Genomic DNA, 19,890 nt, shown 5'->3' with positions numbered 1-19,890 from the left:
GCAACAGCCTGCAGAAACAGCAAGAGCCTCCTCCGCAAACTGCGGAACGCCTAGGTTGTAGCCGCGACAGCAAGAATGGGAACGCAAGATGAGATTTCTCTGCACGTCAATTCTGCTTGCCGCAGGAGTTTGTGCAGCCGCCGCGACGGCGCGGGCTGCTGAATGCGGCAACGTCACCATCGCTGAAATGAAATGGGCGTCGGCGGGTATTGCCGCCAACTTCGACAAGTTTATTCTCGAGAAGGGTTACGGCTGCTCGGTCAAGATCGTCCCGGGTGACACGATGCCGACGTTCCTTTCGATGGACGGAAAGGGTGAGCCAGATATCGCTTCCGAATTCTGGATCAATTCGGTGCGCACCGAACTCGACATGGCGGTCAAGGAAGGCAAGCTGATCCAGGCCGCCGAAATCCTCTCGGAGGGCGCGGTCGAAGGTTGGTGGATACCGAAATTCATCGCAGATGCGAACCCGGATATCCGCAGCGTCGAGGACGCACTCAAGCATCCGGAGCTATTCCCGGCATCCGACAATGCATCGCAGGGCGCTGTCCATAGTTGTCCTGTCGGCTGGAGCTGCCAGATTTCGACATCCAATCTCTTCCGCGCGCTGGGGGCTGAACGGGACGGGTTTCAACTTGTCGAAGCCAGCAGCCCGCAGGACCTCGATGATTCCATCGCAAATGCATTCCAGAAAAAGGCCGGCTGGCTTGGCTACTACTGGGCCCCGACGGCCATCCTCGGCAAATACGACATGACACGCCTGAGCTTCGGCGTCGCTCATGACAAGGCAGAGTGGGACAAATGCACCTCGATCCCGGGTTGCGCTCGGCCGCAGGTCAACTCCTACCCGGTCTCGCGGGCCTATACGATTGTCACCAAAGCCTTTGCCGACCGCGCCGGACCGGCCATGGATTACCTGAAGCTTCGCTCATGGGACAATACGACGATCAACGAGGTGCTCGCCTGGCAGGACGAAAACCAGAAGAGCAACGAGGAAGCCACGGAGTACTTCCTTCAGAATTATTCGGCCCTATGGACCAAGTGGGTTCCTGCCGACGTCGCAGAAAAGGTCAAGGCCGGGCTCTAGGCCAATGACAAAGTCTTCCCTCCGGTGGCATCGGTTTCCTATAAGCACCGGCCGCTTGGTCGCCCGAATCGCGCCCGCTTGCCCAGACGAGGAAAATACAGATGACATCCGCTCCGTTTCCCGACCGCGACGCGATCGCCTCGAAGCTTGCCAGCCTTGACGAACAGGAGAAATCCTACGTTGCCTTGCTGATGGAAAATGTCGCGCAGGACGAAAGCGTCATTGATGGCCTTCACCGCCATCTGAACAACGCAGCCAGTGCGCCGTTTTTGAACACGCTGAAACTCGAAAATCTTGGGAAATGGATTGGCGAGGCAGCGCCTGCCCGCCTGCAGATACGACTGATGGAGGCTGCGAAATCAAGCCAGCATCCGGCTTACATGGCGTTCCGGACTGGGCTTTCGCGTTCCGGCGGGTTGGAAAACGCTTACCCGCCGGCTGCGATCTGAGGTCTTGTTACCTGGTGGCGGCGCGGCCGACCGAACGACCTGCATCCTGGGTCGCGTTCACCGCGTTTGCCGTATCCCGGCCAATGCCGCGGATCGTGTTTCCACACGAGGAAAGTACGAGCAGAATTGCGAGGGCTGAGCCGATCTTGGCCATTGTCGTCATTGCGAAATCCTTCTTTCTCAGTCGTCCGAGCGCGGGCGACTCCCGCCGCGCGCATTAAACCCCGGAGGAAGAAAAAAGGTCACCGCAAACTTGTCAAGCAGCAACAGCCTTGGCTTTTTCGGCAAAGGCAAAGCGGATGCTCTCGGCCACAGCGCGCATCGGGCCGTTCATCTGCGATGCGGTAAGCAGCCGGATGTCGAAGGAGCCTAGTTCGGGCAACCCTTCCTGCACGCCGAGGATCGTCATCTCGTCGGTGACATAGGAGCGCGGCAACGGCGCGATCGCGAGGTCGGAAACCACGGCCGCGCGCTGCGCCATGGTGTGGCCACTGAGGAAAGCAACGCGATAGCCGCGCTTCATGCGCTCAAGTTGCGATATTGCCTCCGAGCGCCAGATGCAGCCATCCTCCCAGATCGAGATCGGCAGCGGCTCGCGACGGTGCGCCGTACCGCACTTGGCACCAGCCCATATCAGCCGCTCCCGAAACACGATCTCGCCATCCGTCGGCAAGGGGCGTGTCGCGCAGTTAATGAGTGCCAGGTCGAGGCGCTGCTCCTCCATCCGCTTCTTGAGGCCGATGCTCATGTCGATAGTGACATCGACCATGATGCTCGGGAAGCTTTCGGCGAAGCTTTTCAGAATGCTGGGCAGCAATCGCTCGCCGATATCTTCCGGCGCGCCAAGCCGAACCACACCGCTAAGCTCGGGCATGATGAAGCGCGAAACCGCCTCGTTCGACAGAGCGAGAATGTTGCGTGCGTAGGAGAGTAGTAGTTCGCCGTGCTGGGTCAGGCTGACCGAACGCGCATCACGAAGGAAAAGCGTCGCACCGAGCTGCTCCTCCAACTTCTTGATCTGCATGGAGACAGCCGACGGCGTCCGATAGACGGCTTCCGCGGCGGTCGAAAAATTGCCGGTCTCTGCGATGGCAACGAACGTCCTCAGGACGTCGTTATCAAGCAAAGGAATGGGACGGCGAAAGGGAATGCTCATCGTCACATCTTTCAATTTTTCTGAATTTGAATTCCATATCATTTTGTTTGATTGAAAGTCAACCCGACAGTAGCCTTCGATCGTGGCCGCTAAAACCGATGAAAGGAGGCCGCGATGAGCACTCTCAACGCAATCTTCGACATCTTCTACGCATTCCGATCGCGTCAGATCTCTCGCCTGACACGCAATCGTACCCGAGATCAATTGGCGCGCCTGCCGAGACATCTGGCGGATGACCTCGATCTGCAAGCCTTGGGCATGACAGACCCTCGCTGAGCACTCGCTCGGCAACACCTTCAAAGACACCATGAAAGGTTCTAATATGCGCTCCAGAGCGGTGGCTATGGAGCGCAACGATCATGGCTATAAATGATGCGTGTTTTCAAGGCGATATCCCTGCGGCTTACGACCGCTACATGGTACCGATCCTGTTCGACCCTTACGCGGCCGATCTGGCCCAGCGCCTGGCGTCGGTTCAGCCGCACCGCGTTCTCGAGGTCGCGGCAGGGTCGGGCGCCCTCACGCGTGCGATATCCTCGGCGCTTCCGCACGCCGAAATCATCGCCACCGATTTGAACCAGGCGATGCTGGATGTCGCTGCACGGAGACAGCCCGGAGGGCACGTCGTATGGCGCCAGGCCGATGCGTTAAGCCTGCCCTTCCCCGATCAGACCTTTGACGCCGTCACCAGTCAGTTCGGCGTCATGTTCTTTCCCGACAAACACCGCGCCTACCACGAAATCCTTCGCGTGCTGAAGCCGAAAGGAACGTTTCTCTTCAACACGTGGGACACGGTCGAGAGCAACGATTTCGCAGCCGCCGTCAGGGCTGCAACAGACGCCGTGTTTCCGGGCGATCCGCCGGAATTCTTTCGACGGACGCCGCATGGCTATTTTGATGCCGAGACGATCCTATCCGAGCTCGAGCGCGCCGGTTTCCAGTCGGCGACCTTCGCAAAGGTCGAAAAGACGTCTCATGCATCCTCGGCACGTGATGCAGCCACCGCCTTCTGCAGGGGCAGTCCGCTCCGCATGGAAATCGAAGCACGCCAGCCGATGGTCGATGTCGTGGCACGCGTAGCGGAAGCGCTTGAGAAAACCTTCGGCAAGGGGCCGATCGAAGGGCGAATGTCGGCGTTTGTGTTCACCGCCGAGGCACCACGCCAGAACTAGCGGTGGGCGCGCCGAGAGGCGGCAGCCTGAACAATACCTTTGCGGTTCGGAACATCCGAACCGCAGCAACGTTCTTCCTGGGCAGCGCACCCTTTGTCGTTGCACTGACTGCGTTTCCCTCAACTGCAGTCACATAGGCCCGGCGCTGTCCAAACCAGCACCGGGCTTTGCTTGTCGCCACCGGACACACCTTCACCCTTCGTATAATTCAGCAACACCTAAATTATAACTTGAAATTCCGGCTTCGGTCGCGATGATGCTTGCCGTCAGCTTAGGAGGGGATCGATGTCACAGTACCAGGAGACGCGGCGGTTCAAATGCACGGGTGACGCCGGAAATCCTTGCATCGTGATTGAGCAGATCAGGGTAGCGGATGAGACCATGTCCAGTCCCAGAACGGACTACATGACGGTAGACGGCGACGTCGCCAACCGCCTCGACAAGAAGCACTTCCTGATCCTGATGAAGGGCGAGATTGTCAAGGTTCAAAGGGCCCTGAGGAGAAAGCACTGAGTTCAGCGTTGGCAGCCGCTGGCATGACGCGCCAACAACTTGCTCCGATGCTCCTGTTAACTCCTCACAGAGCAACAGGCAGATGTCATCATCGCGTCATGTGACGATGATGTCTTAGCTCACCGGGCGCTGAGACTCGTTTTCATTCCGGCGCTGTTCACCGCTGGAATGACTGATGCTGTATATCATTGCCGTCGCCGGTGCCCTGTTGGCAGCCAATACCCTCAGCCTTGCTATTGCGGGATGGCGGATTCGATCCCACCAAGACAAAACGCCAAGCGTTTCCGCCCGTCCGCCCGTCTCAATCGTGATACCCCTTTGCGGGGTGGAACAGTTCTCGCGGGAGACGCTCGAAAGTGCGCTGAGCCTGGATTGGCCCGACTACGAAATCATCTTCTGCGTTGCGGACAAGGCCGATCCGGTAATTGGCCTGGCTGAAGAGGCTCGCCGGGCGAAGCCGCTGACAAAGGCGACGGTCCTTGTTGGGGACGATCGCGTCAGCGCAAATCCGAAACTCAACAATTGTGTCAAGGGCTGGAACGCAGCGTCGCACGAATGGGTCGTGCTTGCCGATTCCAACGTTTTGATGCCCAAGGACTATCTCGCGCGCCTGATCGCCGCATGGCGGCCCGATAGTGGACTTGTCTGCTCGACGCCACTTGGCTCCCGCCCCACAGGGTTTTGGGCGGAGGTGGAATGTGCGTTTCTCAACACCCACCAGGCCCGCTGGCAATATGCGGGAGAGGCTCTTGGATTTGGCTTTGCCCAAGGCAAGAGCATGCTGTGGCGTAAGAAGACCCTCAACTCCCACGGCGGCATCCAGGCACTTGGGGCTGAGATCGCAGAAGATGCCGCGGCCACCAAGCTGGTGAACCGAATGGGCCTCAAGGTGCATCTGGTTGGTGGGCCGTTCGAGCAGCCGTTAGGAAGAAGAACCTTTCGCGAGATATGGGCGCGACAATGCCGCTGGGCGCGGCTGAGACGCGTGACTTTCCCGCATTTCTTCGCCCCGGAGATCCTGTTGGGCGTGGTTCCGCCCCTATCACTGTGCGTGTGCGCCGCGTTCGTTTTCGGTGCCAGTCTTTCCACCACAACTGTCGCGGTTTTGTGCGCAGCCTACATACCGGAACTTCTTCTTTCGGCCCGCAAGAATTGGCACCTCTCACCGATATCGCTCGTTGCAATGGTGACGCGTGATATCTTGTTGCCCGCCATCTGGATCAGGAGCTGGTTGGCCGGAAGCTTCGATTGGCGCGGAAACAGGATGGTGATCGGATCACACGAGTCTCGCCTCGAAGCCGGCGTCGCTGAACCAATTGCCAGCCCGTAGCAATCAGGCCGCCCGCTCCTAGCAGCGGCGTCGTCACCTCAGACCTGAAAATTCTCGTGGCCGAGCCAACCTAACGCTTCGCCTGCAAGTCGATCACATTCGTTCCGACCATTCGGTCGAATGCGTCCTTGGTCATGGGCCTAGACAGGAGATATCCTTGCAGGTGATCGCAACCAAGTTCTTTGAGGATTGCCCGCTGCTCTTCGGTCTCAACGCCTTCAGCCGTTGTCTTCAAGCCCTTAGCCCGCGCCAGCCTTATCATCGCCTCGACAATGGCCCGATTGTCAGCCTCCTGGCTATCGAAGCCGTCCACGAAGCTCTTGTCGATCTTGATACGGTCGACGGCGACATATTGCAGGCGACCGAAGCTGGAAAAGCCCGTGCCAAAATCGTCCAGCGCAATGCGGACACCGACAGAGCGGAGGGCCGCGATGTTGCGCTGGCATTCCCCTGCACTATCGAGCAGCGTGCCCTCGGTTATTTCGATCTCCAGCCGCGCGGGATCGATCCTATGCTTGTTCAAGGCCGCGATGACCCTCAGCGCATACGCCTCGTTTCGCAACTCGAGAGGTGAGGCGTTGATCGCGATCTCCAGATCCGGCCACCGCTGCGCTGCCAGGCAGGCCTCCTCCAGAACAAGATCGCCCAACTGGGTGATGACGCCGCATTCTTCGGCGATGGGAATGAACACCTCCGGGGTTATAAGACCTCGTGCGGGGTGCTTCCATCGAAGGAGCGCCTCGGCGCCATACAAGGCTCCGTTCGGGGCAGCGTAGACAGGTTGAAAATACACCTCGAGATCTCTGCGATTCTGGACCGCCAGCCGCAAGTCGCATTCGAGTTCGCGCCGGTCTTGCACGAGGTCATCCATATGAGGACCAAAGATCGCAAAGCGGTTTCTGCCCGCAGCCTTTGCATTGTAGAGCGCGATGTCAGCCTTCCGCGTCAGGTCGGATGGATCAACATCACGTCCGACACCGATCACGACGCCAATGCTCGCACCGATGCTGATTGGCGTTCCATTGATCTCGAATGGACGCCGCATGGAGTCGATGACTTGCTCACACAACCGCGAAACCTGGTCGCTCGTAACGTTGGTCACGACCGCGGTAAATTCATCCCCTCCGAGCCTACCCACGACGCTGCCCGGGAAAATCCCGCGTAACCTGTCCGCCACCAGCACCAGGAGACGATCGCCAACCGGGTGCCCCATCGTGTCGTTGACCTGCTTGAACCGATCAAGATCCATGAACAGAACCGCGTTCGACTGTGTCGCGGCAGATCCGGAGATCACTCTAGCCAAATGCTCGGCAAACCACGCCCGGTTCGCCAGTCCCGTAAGAGTGTCGTGGCGAGCGAGATGTTCAAGCGCGGCCCTGCTCTGCCGAAGTTTTCGGTTTCGCACACCAACCATGGCCCCCATCCCAGCCAGCGCGACGAACACCGATATGCCCACAGCGCCTAGGGCTGGGCGAACCGACTGCGCGACGGCTTCGCCGGGAGCAAACGGACGCCAGGAGAAGTATCCGAACTCTCTCCCATCGGCACTTCTCGTTGCGGCGAAAGATCGATCCTCCTCACTCGATTTCGCCCAGGCAAAGGTAAGGTCATCAAACTGGTATTCGCTCGACACCCTCGCCAAGAAGCTGCCGTCGAGGTAGCGGACGGCGACATGCAAATAGATCTCCGAAGGATTCTGCTCGATGTTGCCGGTGTCCGAGATGATCGGCTTCACACTGACTATTGCCGGGTGGTTATTGACGACAGAAAGATCGCTTTCCCCAATGCTCAAGACCTGATCGGAAAGCCCGATGTCGTCGCCAGCGACAAGCCTTGCGCGCAGCCTTTCCGCCAGTGGCGCTATGACATCGCGAACCTGTTGGTATGCCTTCGCCGAATCCGCCTCGTCGGAAGCGAAAACGTGGACTGCATGGCCATCCGGAGCGATCACGTAAGCGCGGTCGTGCTGGAAGTAGGTGAACATCCACTTGCCAAGGTTCGCCTGCATCCAATCGGCATTATCGTCGCGCACGTTTCTGATCGCATCGTCCCAGACAGTTGCACTTTCCTGGTCGTGGGCTACTGCCGCCTGCATTTTTGAAATGAGCGTCTCGGCGAGATGCGTTTGACGCTCGGCGGCGATCTTGTCGCTCCGTTCGGTAGCAAGCTCAAGAACCGCGAAGAGCCCGGTATAAATCGACAGCGCAGCGACGAGAGGAAGAACGAGGACCAGCAGAAGCGGTCGGACTTGCGCGTATTTCATACTCAGGGTCCTTTTCTAGCGTCGGTCCTAGCACATGAACATTAAGGCGCGCTTACATTCTATCAAACCGAAATTCCTGGTATGCAGTGAAGACCGTCCGCGTCCGCCGGCGTCGGCCTCTGCTGTACGCACAACAGCCTCAACCGTTCGCCGCCCGGACGATCGAAAAGCGCCTTAGGTGGACATCTTGAGATCATCGGAGGGCAAGAACAATGGTGACCAACTTTGCCACCTCGTGCTCGCTGTCCAAATAAAGTCTGGCCTCGGAGAAGGCAGTACAGCAATGCCACCCTTTTTCGAGCAGCACGCGGTATTCCGGCCTTTCCTATTCCGTCCAGACAGCGACGCCAACGGGTGTCAGTATACGCTCACCCACATGGAAAACGGCCTCGGCGGCCGCGGGTACCTCCGCCGAAACCTTGCCGAAATTGAAGGCGAAGTGAAGTGGACCGCGCCGGCTCACGCGCAGATCGCCAAGATCGGGCTGCCGCTCAACTCCCGCCCAGTCCAAGGTATCGCCGATCACCTTCATCAGCAGGTCGCCTTGTGCCACGACCGCGAGATAGCGCGCCTTGTCATTGCCGACGAGCGCCGGCGCGCCAGCACGATACTCTCCTGAAAAGCTGGCGAGGACTGGTTCGCTTGTTCGGATCGTTTCGCGCCAAACGCTGGCGGGATACGTCTCGTTGCCATGCAGCACCGACTCGATGTGAAATTCGGGCAAAGATTCGACCCGCACCACCTGCATATCCAAAAGCGCGTTCAACGGGCCCGGCGGCAAACTGGTCGGAATTTGAAGATTGGGTGTCTTGCTGCCGCTGCGCGGACCGAAGAGAGCTTTGGCCCCGCACTGCGCAAGCCGTTCGACAAAGACTGCGTCGGCGATTAGCAGATCGGGCGCGAAAACCGCCGCGTAGCCGTCGAGGTCGCAATGCTGTCCGACAATATCGACATCGATCCCGTAGCGCGACAGCGCGGCATACCAGTCAAGCCCGATGGCGGTTGCGTCGTAGCTGCAGCCTTGCGGCAGGGCGCGGCTCGCCCATCGCGACGGATAGTCAACCACCAGCGCAACTTTGGCCTTTTCCCGGCGCGCGCCAGCGGGCAAGCGGGCGATCTCGGCGATAACCTGCGCCACTTCCTGATACCCCTGGTCCGGCTCGCCGTTCGGCAGTAGCAGGGCAGAATGGAACTGCTCCTGGGCGTAGTGGATCTGGCGCCAGCGGAAGTAGGACACCATGTCGGCGCCGTGGGCGTAGGCAAGCCATGTCCACAGCCGCACCATGCCATCGGCAGGCGCCTGGTTGTGAGAGGCCCAGTTGACCGGTCCTGGCTGCTGCTCCATCACCCAGACGCGCCCGCGCCCGACGGCCCGGTAGAGATCATGATAAAACGCTGTCTGGTCGGGATCGCCGGTACGCAAGTAACGCGCCTTGTTGTCGTCAGACAGTCGGCCGTTCAGCAGTCCGCCCATCGGATAGACGTCCCACGAGGCGATATCGATGTCGGCGCCGACCTCGTAGTGGTCAAAGTCAAAATTGTTCGACATGAAGTTGTGCGTCACCGGGCGGCCCGGCGCATGGCCGCGCAACAGATCGGCCTGCATGCTGTTGAAGCTTTTCACCTGGTCGGACGAGAAGCGAATGAAATCGACTAGATGTGTCGGGCTCGGCTCTTCAACCAGATTGTTCGGCAGTTCGATCTCCTCGAACGCACCGTAGCGCATCGACCAGAAATTCGTGCCCCAAGCTGCGTTGAGTGCATCAATGGTGCCGTAGCGCTCGGCAAGCCACGGGCGAAAGGCTCGCTCGGCTTCCTTCGAATAGCTGTAGACCGTGTCGTGGTCGCCATACTCGTTGTCGATCTGCCATGCGTGCACGAAAGGATGCGTGCCGTAGCGCTTGGCCATCGCTTCGACAATGCGGGCCGCCTCCTGGCGATAATGGCGGCTGGAGAAACAATAGTGACGGCGCGCACCAAACTTGCGCACCGTGCCTTTTGCGTCCACGGGCAGAATGTCGGGATATAGGTCGACCAACCATTTTGGCGGCGCGGCGGTCGGTGTTCCGAGAATGACTTTCAGCCCTGCCCGGCCAAGCACATCTATCGCCTCGTCCAACCATTCCCAGCGCAGGTCACCGGGGCGCGGTTCCATGTGCGCCCAGGCAAACTCGCCCACGCGAACCCAGGAAAGACCCAGCTCCTTCATGCGGCGTGCATCGTCCTGCCACTTCTCGCGCGGCCATTGTTCGGGGTAATAGCAGACGCCGAGTTCCAGCCTGTCGCTTTGCATCTGGTCGGGCTGAAAAGGTATCGGGGCAATCATAAACGCGGCAGTCCTTGTCGTCTTGGGTCGTGGGTATCAACTTGGGGCGAAAATTCTTCAGCGGTCCGACGGCAGTCGATCGTCGCAGCGCTCGATCAGGTCGGGCATCAAAAGAGTTTGCAACGCCTCGGGAGGCTCGCCCTCCATACGCCGCAGGATGGAGGTGCCAAGCAGCGCGCTCGGCTCACTGATCGGCAGGAAGAATGTGGTGATCGGCGGCGCGAAGTACTGGCTGACATTGAGGTCGTCGGTCGCATTGATGACCGCGTCTCGGCCGTGCACGAGGCCCCGGGCATGAAAGCCGGACAAGGCTCCGAGTGCCGCCGCTTCGTTGGCGCAGATATAAGCGGTCGGCGGATCCGGAAGTTTCGACATGGCAAGGACGCTCCCGCGGCCGAAGGCGGGCGTCAGATGGCCATGGGAGACAAGCGCCGGATCGAAAGGCAGCCCGGCCGTTTCCAGCGCCAAGCGATAGGCGTCCAACCGGGTGATCGCATAGGTGAGTTCCACCGCCGGATTGACGAGCGCGATACGACGATGACCGCGCCCAACGAGACGGCTCATGCAAAGACGGATCATCTGCTCGTTGTCGGCATCCACAAAGGCGTGCGGCGCGTTGTGCATCGTCGTGCCATAGGTGACGAAGGGGAAATCGGCCTCCTGCATCAGCCGTATCCGTGGATCTTCCGCGCGCGTGCCGGAGAAAATGATGCCGTCTGCCTTCTTCAGCGTGACGATCTGCTTGATGGTGGCGAGGCTCTCCTCGAAATTGCGCACGGCGTAGAGCGATACGCGGTAAGGGCTCTCTTCCAGAGCCCAGGAAATGCCGCTGAGCAACTGGGCGTATTCGACGCCTTCCCATTCGTTCTGGCGAGGACCGGGCGCCGACATGATCGCCGCCACCTGGTAGGTCTTGCCCGTGCGCAGCTGCACCCCATGCATGTTGAGCTCGTAGCCAACCCGTTCAGCTGCCGCGAGGACAACGGCGCGCGTCTCCGGGCGGACTTGCGGCGAATTGTTGAGCGCCTTCGATACCGTGGCGATCGACAACCCGGTCTCCTGCGCAATCGTCTTGATCGTGGCCCTTTGCATCCGCTCACCCGCCCTTTGCGATCAAGGTCAATTCTTCGTCGAGCGCATTAAGGAACCGGTCGCAATCTTCGGCGCTGAAGGGAGCCGGTGGCTTGATCTTCAGCACGTTATGATGCGGACCCTCGCTGCTGAGGAGAATGCGGTGCCGGCTCTTCATGCCGGCGATCAGGCGGTCGAGTTCTGCTGCTGCCGGCTCCAGCGTCTCGCGGCTGCGCACCAGTTCGATCCCGTTGAAGAGGCCGGATCCGCGCACGTCGCCGATCAATCCATGGCGCTTGGCCAGCGCACGCGCGCCGTCCATCAGCCGGTCGCCGATCACGCGGCAATGGTGGGTCAGCCGCTCGTCGCGGATCACGTCGAGCACCGCAAGCCCGATTTCGGCCGAGACTGGGTTGCCGCCGAACGTGTTGAAGTATTCCATGCCGTTGGCGAAGGATGCGGCGATTGCCTCGGTCGTGACCACGGCTGCCATCGGATGGCCGTTGCCGATCGGCTTGCCCATCGTCACGATGTCGGGCACCACTCCCTGGAGCTCATGTGCCCACATATGGCGGCCGACGCGGCCGAAGCCGACCTGCACCTCGTCCGACAGGCAAAGTCCGCCGGCTTCGCGAACGTAAGCGAAGACCTGGTTGAGGTAGCCGTCAGGCAACGGAAGCTGGCCGCCGGTGCCGAGAATGCCTTCGCTGAAGAACAGCGCCGGGCGACGCCCCGCGGCTGCCAGCGCTTCGATCTGGTCCTTCACGCTATCGGCGTATCTGTTGCCGGCTTCAGCATTCCCATAGCGGAAGCGGCCACGATAGAGATCCGGCATTTCCGCAACGCGGACATGCGACGGTTGTCCCTCGCCGCCGGGACCGGCGAACTTATAGGGACTGACGTCGATCAGGCTCGAAAGATGACCGTGATAGGCATGGTCGATCGTGATGATATCGCGATTTCCCGTATAGGCCCGCGCCAGGCGGATCGCGAGATCGTTGGCCTCACTGCCGGAATTGACGAAGAAGCAAACGTTCAGCGGATCGGGAAACTGCGCCGTCAGGCGCCGTGCATATTCCACAAGGGAGTCGTGGAGGTAACGCGAATTGGTGTTCAGGTGACCGATCTGCTTCTGTGCCGCGGCAACGACACGCGGATGGCAATGGCCGACGTGGCAAACGTTGTTGACCATGTCCAGCCAGCGGGTGCCGTCCTCTTCGATCAGCCATGCACCTTCGCCGCCGACAATCTTCAAAGGCGCCGCACTGTAGGCGATGCTGAGTGAGCGACCGATGTGACGATGACGCTCGCGAACCAGAAAATCCTTGTCGCGCGCCACTATGACCGAGGCTGGGACGGGAAGGCCGAGGACGACGGAGGGATCGGGGCTGACGTCGCGCCAGACCTGCCACTGATCGGGTACGCCGACTCCGTGCATTCGACCGCCGAGGCCGAGATGATCGGTGACGATCTGGAAATGCAGGTGCGGTGCCCACTGCCCGTTTTCCGATGCTGCGCCGAACGCGGCGAAGGCTTCGCCCTTGGCAATCGGCTGTCCAACCGAGAGCCTGGCAACACCGTCGCGTGCCAGGTGCCCGTAAAGTGTCCAGAAAACGGTGCCATGGTCGGTGTCATGCTGCAAAAGAACCGTCGGTCCGAAGCCGAATGCGACGGCGTCGTCGTGGATGAATGCGACAGTTCCGGCAAAGGGCGCGTACACCGGCTCGCCGGCCGGCACGAATATATCAATGCCGAGATGCACCGACCGGCGCGCTCCCTCGGTTCCCGTTTCGAAAGCGTCGCCCTGATAGATCGCCCGGTTCTCGCCATAGAGGCCGATGGCGAAATCGGCTTGCTGCTTAGCCAGAATGGCGTCAATGCGCGCTTCGGCGGCGTCAGGCGCAAGACCCGCCCAACTGTTCCCGCCAGCGACCGAGAAATCCAGGACCGCGACGTTGGGTCTTTCGGCAGAAGGGCGGACGATGGCAACAAAATCATGGGCATTGCGCTCCAGCCACTTCACCACCCCGGCAGCGGAGGGGATTGCGGCGAACCCGCATGCATCCCGGATGCGGGCAACGGCGATCGAGCGGTTCTCAGTCTCCAGCCGCTGCAACTCGCGCCAGACATCCTCCTGGCTGACGAGGAGATAAGTGTTGTCGGGATTGTCGCGGATCTGTTTTGCGGCCATGCACATGCTGACGGCATAGCGCGTACGCACCAGGTCAAAGACCAGCTCCGCCTCGGTCTCGCTCAGCGGATTAACGTCGTGATAAGCTCCCGTCACCGCCGCGATGGTGCCCACTGCATCACGCTCGCCGATCAGGGCATAGGCCACGGCTACCGCGATCTCGACGACACGAAAGGTCTCGACCATGTCGCCGAAATCGAGCAGACCACTGACGTTTCCGGCTTCGTCCAGCAGCACGTTGTAATCGTTGGCATCGTTGTGGATCACTTGCCGCGGGCAGGCCTGCAGGCGTGGTAGGACATTGTCGGTGAAATGGCTGAGGATGGTATGTACGCTGGCCCGCTTGTCGGCGTCCCCGATCATGGCGACACGAACAAGATGCATGTCGGCGCGGCCGATATCCCAGCCATAGATCCGGCCCGCGCCAGCGTGGGTAAAGCCCTGTAGATGCCAATCGAGCCGACCGAGCAATCGGCCAAGCGCTTCGGCACTGTGGCGGCCGCGCACTGTCGATTTCGCCCAGATGGTGCCGGGCAGCCAGGTAAGCAGCCGTGCCGTTCTCGGTCCGTCGATCTCGGCGGCAATGCTTACCGCCCCCTGTCGCGTCCGTATCGCTCGCGACAGGGCAAGCTCGGGGGCGTTGGTTTCAAGATAGTCGAGCACCGCCATCTGCATCTCGAGTTCGGCGTCGTCGCCGGGGGCGTGCAATTTGAGGAGGTAGTCGTTGCCGTTTGTTGCGCGCAGGCGAAGATTCAGGTCATGCTCCCCCGGCAAAGGTGCGAGCGCAGCCTCAATGCCGTAAGTGTCCTGCAGAAGGGTCCCGATCGCCTGTTTAACTGCGTGCATCCTGTCCCTCACTATACAACCTGCCTTCCGTCATAGGCGCAGAAGCTGCCCCTGTCAGCCGTGCTCGCGCCGTCAATAGTCCACTTGAGGTCGTTTGCGCTGTGCCGCGCAGCCACCATCGCCCCCTCACCGCCCATGTCGGTCCTTACCCAACCCGGATGCAGCGAGAGTACGGCAAGCGCCTGCCCAAGGCCGTGCCCTGCCCCTGTGATCAACACGGTGCGGCCGCTGTCAGCGGTGTTTGACGTCATATCGGCGCTCCACCATGTTGACGAGACTCGCTGCCGCCAGGGTCAGGAAGATGTAAAAGATCGCCGCCGAGTTATAGGGCGCGAATGGGAGGAAGCTTGCTGACTGGAACTCACGCATTCTCTGGGTAATGTCGCGGATCGACAGGATCGACAGCAGTGAGGTGTCCTTGAGAATGGCGATCAACTCGTTGCCGAGCGGCGGAATAACGATCCGCAGGGCCTGCGGCAAGATGACGAGACGTGCCGTCTGCCAGCGGTTGAGGCCGATGCTCTTGGCCGCTTCTAGCTGGCCGACCGGGACCGCATTGATGCCGGAGCGGAAGATCTCTGCGAGATAGGCTGAATAGGCAAGTGCCATGGCAACAATGCCGCGCAGGATATTCGGTGGATCGAGCACGCCCTGCGTTGCGTCCTTAAGTGCGCCACTGAGCGGCAGGCCGACATAGAGGACGATCACAAGCATCGGGATGCCGCGGATTGTATCGACCACCAGTTCAGAACCGACGGCCAGCGGATGGCGGTGGTGCAGGAAGCCGCCGAAGGTCAAGAGGCCGAGAATGATCGCAAAGACAACGAAGGTGATACCCGTCGCGCGGTCGCGGTCGTTGAGCGCTTCAGTCTTCCACAAGACCGGCAGCTCGACAGGCGTTGCCGTCGCTGGCAACAACGCGCCGCTCACGCCTTCATTCTTGGCGATCGAAGCCAGAGCCTCTTTTGGCCCGACGAAAGTGCGCACCGGCGTTTCCGTCTCCGGCCCGCCTTCATATTGACCGAAGCGCACGGCGCTTACGAGGCTTGCCGGCGTGTTCGTAACGATGCCTATCTTTCCGTCCAATGTTCCGGCCAGCACATAGGCATCCCTGGGCTGCACGAGAAACCAAGCGGCGACGAGCACGAGAAGTACGGTTGCGCCAGCGAAATAACTCGTCGTGCGGGTACTGGCGCGCAGTTGGAGCAATCCGACCCAAGCAAGACCGAGCAACGCCGCCAGCAGATAGGCGGCAATAGCTGCGCGCACTGTGGTCGCAACGCCCGAAGCAAACGCGATGTGGGCAAAGAACAGGATAAAAACCAGCCCCGCCCCATTAGCGATGCCAAGGACCCAGCCACCGGCTCGACGCAACGGCCCCGGCTCTTCGCCGACAGCCGGCCGAGTGGCAAAAAACAGAACAATGCCGACAAGGCTGAGGAGCAGATAGGCCGGAAACAGCCAACTCTCGATGCCCCGCAGCATCATGTCGGCTGTTTCGGTGAGTTGTCGCGGGGTAACGCCCTTGACAATCAACTCCGACTTGAACGGATCAACCCCATTGGCAAGCACTGAGGCAACAAAGGGATGAACGAGTGCGGTCCAGATCATGGCAAGCGCCGCCAGAACGTTCACGGCGGCCGCCATCATCGGCCATTGCTTCTTTCGGCCCTTGGCGCTCGCGACTGTTGGCACTGCGAAGCCGGTTGCGAAGGCCAGAAGCATCAGCAGGAAGCCGGGCACGAAGGCCGAGGAGCCGTTTTCGACACCGAGGATCGCCTTCAACGAGCGTTGATAAGCGCTTGAGGAAGCAAACAGGTAAACGATAAAGGGCAGCGCGGTCAGGATGATCAGATTGCTCGGACGCACGCTTCTCAGGAACGACATCCATTCCTCCGGGGCATTTCAAGGGTCGGTCGAGCCGGAGCGCCAAACACAGCGCGCTCCGGAAAGTGGCAAACGGGCTTAGGCGCCGCGGCCTACTTCAAGCCCCAGTACTTTGCGACCAGCTTATCGAGCGTGCCGTCGTCCTTGATCGCCTTCAGGCCCTCGTTGAAGACGGCGACGTTCTCATCGCCCTTGCGGAAGACAAGCCCGAGCGGATCGGATTCCAGATCCTTGATCGCAACGACTAGCTCACCGGCGAATTCGCGCTCGTAAGCGGCGGCATTGGCACCATTAATGACGACGCCGTCGACATCCTTGTTCTTCAGCGCAATGATCGCCGCGCTGAAGCTGTCGTAAGCGACCACATTCTCTCTGCCGACTACCTTTTCGGCCACCTGCGCGTCAGTGGTATTGGCCTGCGCTGAAAGCTTTCGGCCGTGTGCCTTAAAATCGTCGAGCGAGGTGCCCTGGTCGGCGACGCGCATCAGTACCGCCTGACTGTTGACGATATATGGGTCGGAGAAATCCATTGCCTTCTTGCGTTCATCGGTGATGGAGACGCCGGACGCGACGAGATCGAAGCTGCTCTGGTCGAGGGCGGCGAAGATGCCGTCCCAGCCAGTTGTCACGAACTCGGCCTGGCAATTTATCTTGGCGCAAACGGCATTGACCACGTCGACGTCAAAGCCGACGATCTGGCCGCTGGTCGGATCGACACTTTCCATCGGCGGCGAGGTTGTGTCCGAGCCGACCTTAACCAGCTTACCACCGAGATCCGCCGCGTAGGCTGCACTTGACACCAGCGCCGAGAGCGCGAGCGTGACGATCAATTTTTTCATGCTTCTCCTCCTCTTGATAAACCATAGGGAAACGGCGCCGGTACACGACGGCCCGTCATTGCCGTTGGTTCGCGACCGCTCGACTGACCACTCTGAATGATCGAGACTGCGCCAAGCCCTCCCAAGCTTTGAAGCAAGAGATATCTGACAATAAAAACGATTTCAAGCAAAATAAAAACGTTTTTATTTTCATTTTCGCCTATGTCGAAGGGGCGGCAGGGCCTCCCTCGGCAAGAACTCGAACCGGAAAGGTGGAGACTTCCTTCGCAGCCTGGCGCGCGCCCAAGCCCTTCATTCGGGAATGTCGTCCATGCTTCGGCTTTCGTGAAGTCGTAAGACGATCATCGAGGCCAAGAACCAATTCGGAGGCGCCGACGGCGAATGGAGCGCCGAGTAGGCTATGCTGCCGATTCTGGATCCGTGACGCCGCGCAAGGCTCGGCGGCGTCCCAATAGCATGTTGAACTGAAGCTTTACACGTCTTCAGAATTCTGCGGTGGCAGGACCAACCAATGGGGATGGCTGGTCACCGCCCGCTGCCCAGCTATTTTGTGGCGGCCTTTGGCGCGCTTTCCTGCAAGTCCGCTTCATCGGAAAGAATGGCAGCGGCCTCGTTCAACAAAACATCCTTTGCCTTCTTGCGGGCATTTTCCATGGCAATGTCAGCACTTAGGCTGCGTTCGTTTGCCTGCAGGCCGTCATCGGCATCGGGATCTTCGCCATTGTTTGCTTCCGGTCTCGATTTGAGTCGATTTTCTCGAGCCGTCGCTTCCTCGCGACGTTTGGCCTCGTTGAGGGAGATAACCCCCTTCTCACGCTGCGCCTTTAGATCGGCGATGTCTTCTAGAACGCGTTGAAAGTCCGGATCGCTTTGCACTCGAGCGTCATGGCGGCTTTGCAAGCTCGGCAGCAACGTCGCTATCTTGCCAGTAGGCGCATACTTCGCAGGTTTGAGTTCGGTCCACGGCAGGGCATTGTCATAACTCATCTCACCAAAGCTCGTCGGATCTGAGAATCCCGGCAAGCTGATATCGGGGGTCACGCCGCGCAACTGCGTCGTCCCGCCATTGACGCGGAAAAACTGGGAAATCGTCACTTTCAGCTCACCGAATTCGGGTTTGCTGTTACGGACCATCTGATCAAGATTGACAACAGTCTGAACGGTACCCTTACCGAAGCTGGGCTCGCCGACGATCACGCCTCGACCATAATCTTGGATTGCCGCGGCAAAGATCTCCGAAGCCGAGGCCGACCCGCGATTGATCAAGACACCCATCGGGCCCGTCCAGACGGGTGTCCGAAAGTCTGCGCTTCTGACCGTGACCTTGCCGTCGCTGCCGCGTTGCTGAACGACGGGACCACTGCCGATGAACAGACCGGTCAAATCGATCGCTTCATCCAATGAACCGCCGCCGTTGTTGCGAACATCAATGAGAACGCTGTCGACTCCTTCTTGCTTCAGTTCACCGAGAAGCTTGGCGACATCGCGGCTCGCGCTCCTGTAGTCCTTGTCTCCTTTGCGTCGGGCTTCAAAATCCTCATAGAATGCCGGCAGGGTAATCACACCGATTTTGCGAGTGGACTCACCTGCTTTCACGGACAGTACGGCCTTCTGGGCTGCCTGCTTTTCGAGGTTGATTTTATCGCGCACCAAGCTGACGACGCGATGGGTGCCTTCCGCCCCGGCGTCGGCCGGGAGAATGTCCAAGCGCACGACAGAACCCTTCTTCCCCCGTATCATTTGCACGACCTCATCAAGGCGCGTGCCCACCACTTCTTTGATTGGTCCATTCTTGCCTTGACCCACGCCGGTAATGCGGTCGCCGACCGAGAGCTTACCGGACAACTCCGCCGGCCCGCCGGGCACGAGCTCACGGACGGTCGTGTAATCGTCGCGCTCCTGCAGTACCGCACCGATACCGACCAGCGACAGCTTCATCGCGATGTCGAAGTCAGCTGAAGCCGTGGCGCCGAAATAGTCCGTATGTGGGTCGATTGACGTCGTATAGGCATCCATGAACGACTGGAAAACGTCATCGCTCTTGTACTTGTATGCGCGATCAAGCGCGTTTGCGTAACGTTTGTCGAGCGTCTCGCGGATAGCCGAGTCGGTTTTGCCGCCCAATTTCAACCGTAACCAGTCGTTTTTGACGCGCTTGCGCCAAAGGTCATCGCTCTCCGCTTCCGACTGCGGCCAAGGCTCCTTTTCACGCAGCAGATAATAATCCTCCTGCACACTGAAATCGAAGCCCTGCTTAAGCAAGTTGCGCGCGTAGTTCATGCGATCGACAATGCGCTGTTCATACACGTTGAAGATTGCGAACGGGATCTTCAGGTCCTCCCGTTCGATAGCATCATCGATCTTGCTGCGGTCAGGCATAAACTTGTCGATGTCCGCTTGCAGGAAGATCACGCGATCCGGATCGAGTGATTTGATGAACCTGTCCATGATCTTGGCCGACAAGGCGTCATCAAGCGGAACGGACTTGTAGCTGAAGCGCGTCAGAAATTTTGCACTCAACTCAGCCGCCTGCGCCTGCTGCTTTTGAGGCGCGAGGACAGGCGGCGGTGCTACTTCAGCATACGCGGACTGCGCGATTGCAAGAAATGCACCAAGGAAAACGTAGGGTATGCGCATTCAGTTTTGACCCAATTCATAATGCCGAGTGACGATGTGCGATCTAGGTGGAGTAATTGTGGTTTTTTGGCAACCACATGGAGCATTCGCCCCAATTCTTAATGCACAAAAGTCAGTTCCAAC

General features: G+C 59.6%; 16 protein-coding genes. 6 read left to right on the top strand and 10 right to left on the bottom strand.

Features of this window, described 5'->3' with window-relative positions:
• Positions 1-88 precede the first annotated feature (88 nt).
• Both FHT77_RS18000 and FHT77_RS17995 read left to right on the top strand, forming a co-directional pair.
• Positions 89-1,087, top strand: coding sequence for a glycine betaine ABC transporter substrate-binding protein (locus FHT77_RS18000; protein ID WP_183756298.1), 999 nt, complete (start codon positions 89-91; stop codon positions 1,085-1,087).
• A gap of 101 nt (positions 1,088-1,188) precedes the next feature.
• Positions 1,189-1,536, top strand: a complete 348-nt coding sequence (locus tag FHT77_RS17995; protein WP_183756297.1) for a hypothetical protein — start codon at positions 1,189-1,191, stop codon at positions 1,534-1,536.
• Positions 1,537-1,543: 7 nt separating this feature from the next.
• On the opposite strand, the gene FHT77_RS17990 is transcribed toward FHT77_RS17995, so the two are convergent.
• Positions 1,544-1,699, bottom strand: a complete 156-nt coding sequence (locus tag FHT77_RS17990) for an entericidin A/B family lipoprotein (protein ID WP_007788385.1) — start codon at positions 1,697-1,699, stop codon at positions 1,544-1,546.
• Between the two features lie 93 nt (positions 1,700-1,792).
• Positions 1,793-2,734 carry a LysR family transcriptional regulator gene (locus tag FHT77_RS17985; RefSeq protein WP_183756296.1) on the bottom strand — a complete coding sequence of 314 codons (942 nt, stop codon included), beginning with the start codon at positions 2,732-2,734 and terminating at the stop codon, positions 1,793-1,795.
• A 72-nt stretch (positions 2,735-2,806) separates the two neighbouring features.
• On the opposite strand from FHT77_RS17985, the gene FHT77_RS17980 reads away from it, so the two are divergent.
• From FHT77_RS17980 to FHT77_RS17965, 4 genes are all read left to right on the top strand, one after another.
• Entirely contained in the window at positions 2,807-2,968 is a 162-nt protein-coding gene (locus tag FHT77_RS17980; RefSeq protein WP_183756295.1) for a hypothetical protein, read from the top strand.
• An 83-nt stretch (positions 2,969-3,051) separates the two neighbouring features.
• Positions 3,052-3,864, top strand: coding sequence for a class I SAM-dependent methyltransferase (locus tag FHT77_RS17975; protein WP_183756294.1), 813 nt, complete (start codon positions 3,052-3,054; stop codon positions 3,862-3,864).
• A gap of 381 nt (positions 3,865-4,245) precedes the next feature.
• The gene (locus tag FHT77_RS31930; RefSeq protein WP_259128203.1) at positions 4,246-4,377 is read left to right on the top strand and encodes a hypothetical protein; all 132 of its coding nucleotides are present in this window, start codon (positions 4,246-4,248) and stop codon (positions 4,375-4,377) included.
• Between the two features lie 175 nt (positions 4,378-4,552).
• Entirely contained in the window at positions 4,553-5,707 is a 1,155-nt protein-coding gene (locus FHT77_RS17965) for a ceramide glucosyltransferase (protein ID WP_183756293.1), read from the top strand.
• A gap of 70 nt (positions 5,708-5,777) precedes the next feature.
• On the opposite strand, the gene FHT77_RS17960 is transcribed toward FHT77_RS17965, so the two are convergent.
• The 8 genes from FHT77_RS17960 to FHT77_RS17925 form a co-directional block, all read right to left on the bottom strand.
• Positions 5,778-7,970: a putative bifunctional diguanylate cyclase/phosphodiesterase gene (locus FHT77_RS17960; protein WP_183756292.1), complete on the bottom strand. Its 2,193-nt coding sequence runs from the start codon at positions 7,968-7,970 to the stop codon at positions 5,778-5,780.
• A 325-nt stretch (positions 7,971-8,295) separates the two neighbouring features.
• Positions 8,296-10,296 carry a beta-galactosidase gene (locus FHT77_RS17955; protein WP_183756291.1) on the bottom strand — a complete coding sequence of 667 codons (2,001 nt, stop codon included), beginning with the start codon at positions 10,294-10,296 and terminating at the stop codon, positions 8,296-8,298.
• 57 nt (positions 10,297-10,353) lie between these two features.
• Positions 10,354-11,388: a LacI family DNA-binding transcriptional regulator gene (locus tag FHT77_RS17950; RefSeq protein WP_183756290.1), complete on the bottom strand. Its 1,035-nt coding sequence runs from the start codon at positions 11,386-11,388 to the stop codon at positions 10,354-10,356.
• Between the two features lie 4 nt (positions 11,389-11,392).
• Complete coding sequence (locus FHT77_RS17945; RefSeq protein WP_210280950.1) at positions 11,393-14,404, bottom strand: aminotransferase class III-fold pyridoxal phosphate-dependent enzyme; 3,012 nt, start codon at positions 14,402-14,404, stop codon at positions 11,393-11,395.
• A gap of 11 nt (positions 14,405-14,415) precedes the next feature.
• Complete coding sequence (locus FHT77_RS17940) at positions 14,416-14,655, bottom strand: hypothetical protein (RefSeq protein ID WP_183756289.1); 240 nt, start codon at positions 14,653-14,655, stop codon at positions 14,416-14,418.
• Positions 14,636-16,291 (bottom strand): amino acid ABC transporter permease, encoded by a 1,656-nt coding sequence (locus tag FHT77_RS17935; RefSeq protein ID WP_183756288.1) that lies wholly within the window; start codon positions 16,289-16,291, stop codon positions 14,636-14,638. Before FHT77_RS17935 ends, FHT77_RS17940 begins: the two co-directional genes overlap by 20 nt.
• A 92-nt stretch (positions 16,292-16,383) precedes the next feature.
• On the bottom strand, positions 16,384-17,130 hold the full coding sequence (locus FHT77_RS17930; protein ID WP_183756287.1) for a transporter substrate-binding domain-containing protein: 747 nt from the start codon (positions 17,128-17,130) through the stop codon (positions 16,384-16,386).
• 543 nt (positions 17,131-17,673) lie between these two features.
• Positions 17,674-19,767 carry a carboxy terminal-processing peptidase gene (locus FHT77_RS17925; RefSeq protein ID WP_183756286.1) on the bottom strand — a complete coding sequence of 698 codons (2,094 nt, stop codon included), beginning with the start codon at positions 19,765-19,767 and terminating at the stop codon, positions 17,674-17,676.
• Between the last annotated feature and the right edge of the window lie 123 nt (positions 19,768-19,890).

This window comes from Rhizobium sp. BK181 (assembly GCF_014193305.1).
GTDB lineage: Bacteria > Pseudomonadota > Alphaproteobacteria > Rhizobiales > Rhizobiaceae > Rhizobium.
Note: the sequence above shows the minus strand (reverse complement) of the source record. Positions and strands in the feature narration are given on the sequence as shown.

Excerpts from the sequence above, each read along its gene's own strand:
- FHT77_RS18000 (WP_183756298.1), top strand. The coding sequence starts at position 89 with ATGAGATTTCTCTGCACGTCAATTCTGCTTGCCGCAGGAGTTTGTGCA.
- FHT77_RS17995 (WP_183756297.1), top strand. The coding sequence starts at position 1,189 with ATGACATCCGCTCCGTTTCCCGACCGCGACGCGATCGCCTCGAAGCTT.
- FHT77_RS17990 (WP_007788385.1), bottom strand. The coding sequence starts at position 1,699 with ATGACGACAATGGCCAAGATCGGCTCAGCCCTCGCAATTCTGCTCGTA.
- FHT77_RS17985 (WP_183756296.1), bottom strand. The coding sequence starts at position 2,734 with ATGATATGGAATTCAAATTCAGAAAAATTGAAAGATGTGACGATGAGC.
- FHT77_RS17980 (WP_183756295.1), top strand. The coding sequence starts at position 2,807 with ATGAGCACTCTCAACGCAATCTTCGACATCTTCTACGCATTCCGATCG.
- FHT77_RS17975 (WP_183756294.1), top strand. The coding sequence starts at position 3,052 with ATGGCTATAAATGATGCGTGTTTTCAAGGCGATATCCCTGCGGCTTAC.
- FHT77_RS31930 (WP_259128203.1), top strand. The coding sequence starts at position 4,246 with ATGTCCAGTCCCAGAACGGACTACATGACGGTAGACGGCGACGTCGCC.
- FHT77_RS17965 (WP_183756293.1), top strand. The coding sequence starts at position 4,553 with ATGCTGTATATCATTGCCGTCGCCGGTGCCCTGTTGGCAGCCAATACC.
- FHT77_RS17960 (WP_183756292.1), bottom strand. The coding sequence starts at position 7,970 with ATGAAATACGCGCAAGTCCGACCGCTTCTGCTGGTCCTCGTTCTTCCT.
- FHT77_RS17955 (WP_183756291.1), bottom strand. The coding sequence starts at position 10,296 with ATGATTGCCCCGATACCTTTTCAGCCCGACCAGATGCAAAGCGACAGG.
- FHT77_RS17950 (WP_183756290.1), bottom strand. The coding sequence starts at position 11,388 with ATGCAAAGGGCCACGATCAAGACGATTGCGCAGGAGACCGGGTTGTCG.
- FHT77_RS17945 (WP_210280950.1), bottom strand. The coding sequence starts at position 14,404 with ATGCACGCAGTTAAACAGGCGATCGGGACCCTTCTGCAGGACACTTAC.
- FHT77_RS17940 (WP_183756289.1), bottom strand. The coding sequence starts at position 14,655 with ATGACGTCAAACACCGCTGACAGCGGCCGCACCGTGTTGATCACAGGG.
- FHT77_RS17935 (WP_183756288.1), bottom strand. The coding sequence starts at position 16,291 with ATGTCGTTCCTGAGAAGCGTGCGTCCGAGCAATCTGATCATCCTGACC.
- FHT77_RS17930 (WP_183756287.1), bottom strand. The coding sequence starts at position 17,130 with ATGAAAAAATTGATCGTCACGCTCGCGCTCTCGGCGCTGGTGTCAAGT.
- FHT77_RS17925 (WP_183756286.1), bottom strand. The coding sequence starts at position 19,767 with ATGCGCATACCCTACGTTTTCCTTGGTGCATTTCTTGCAATCGCGCAG.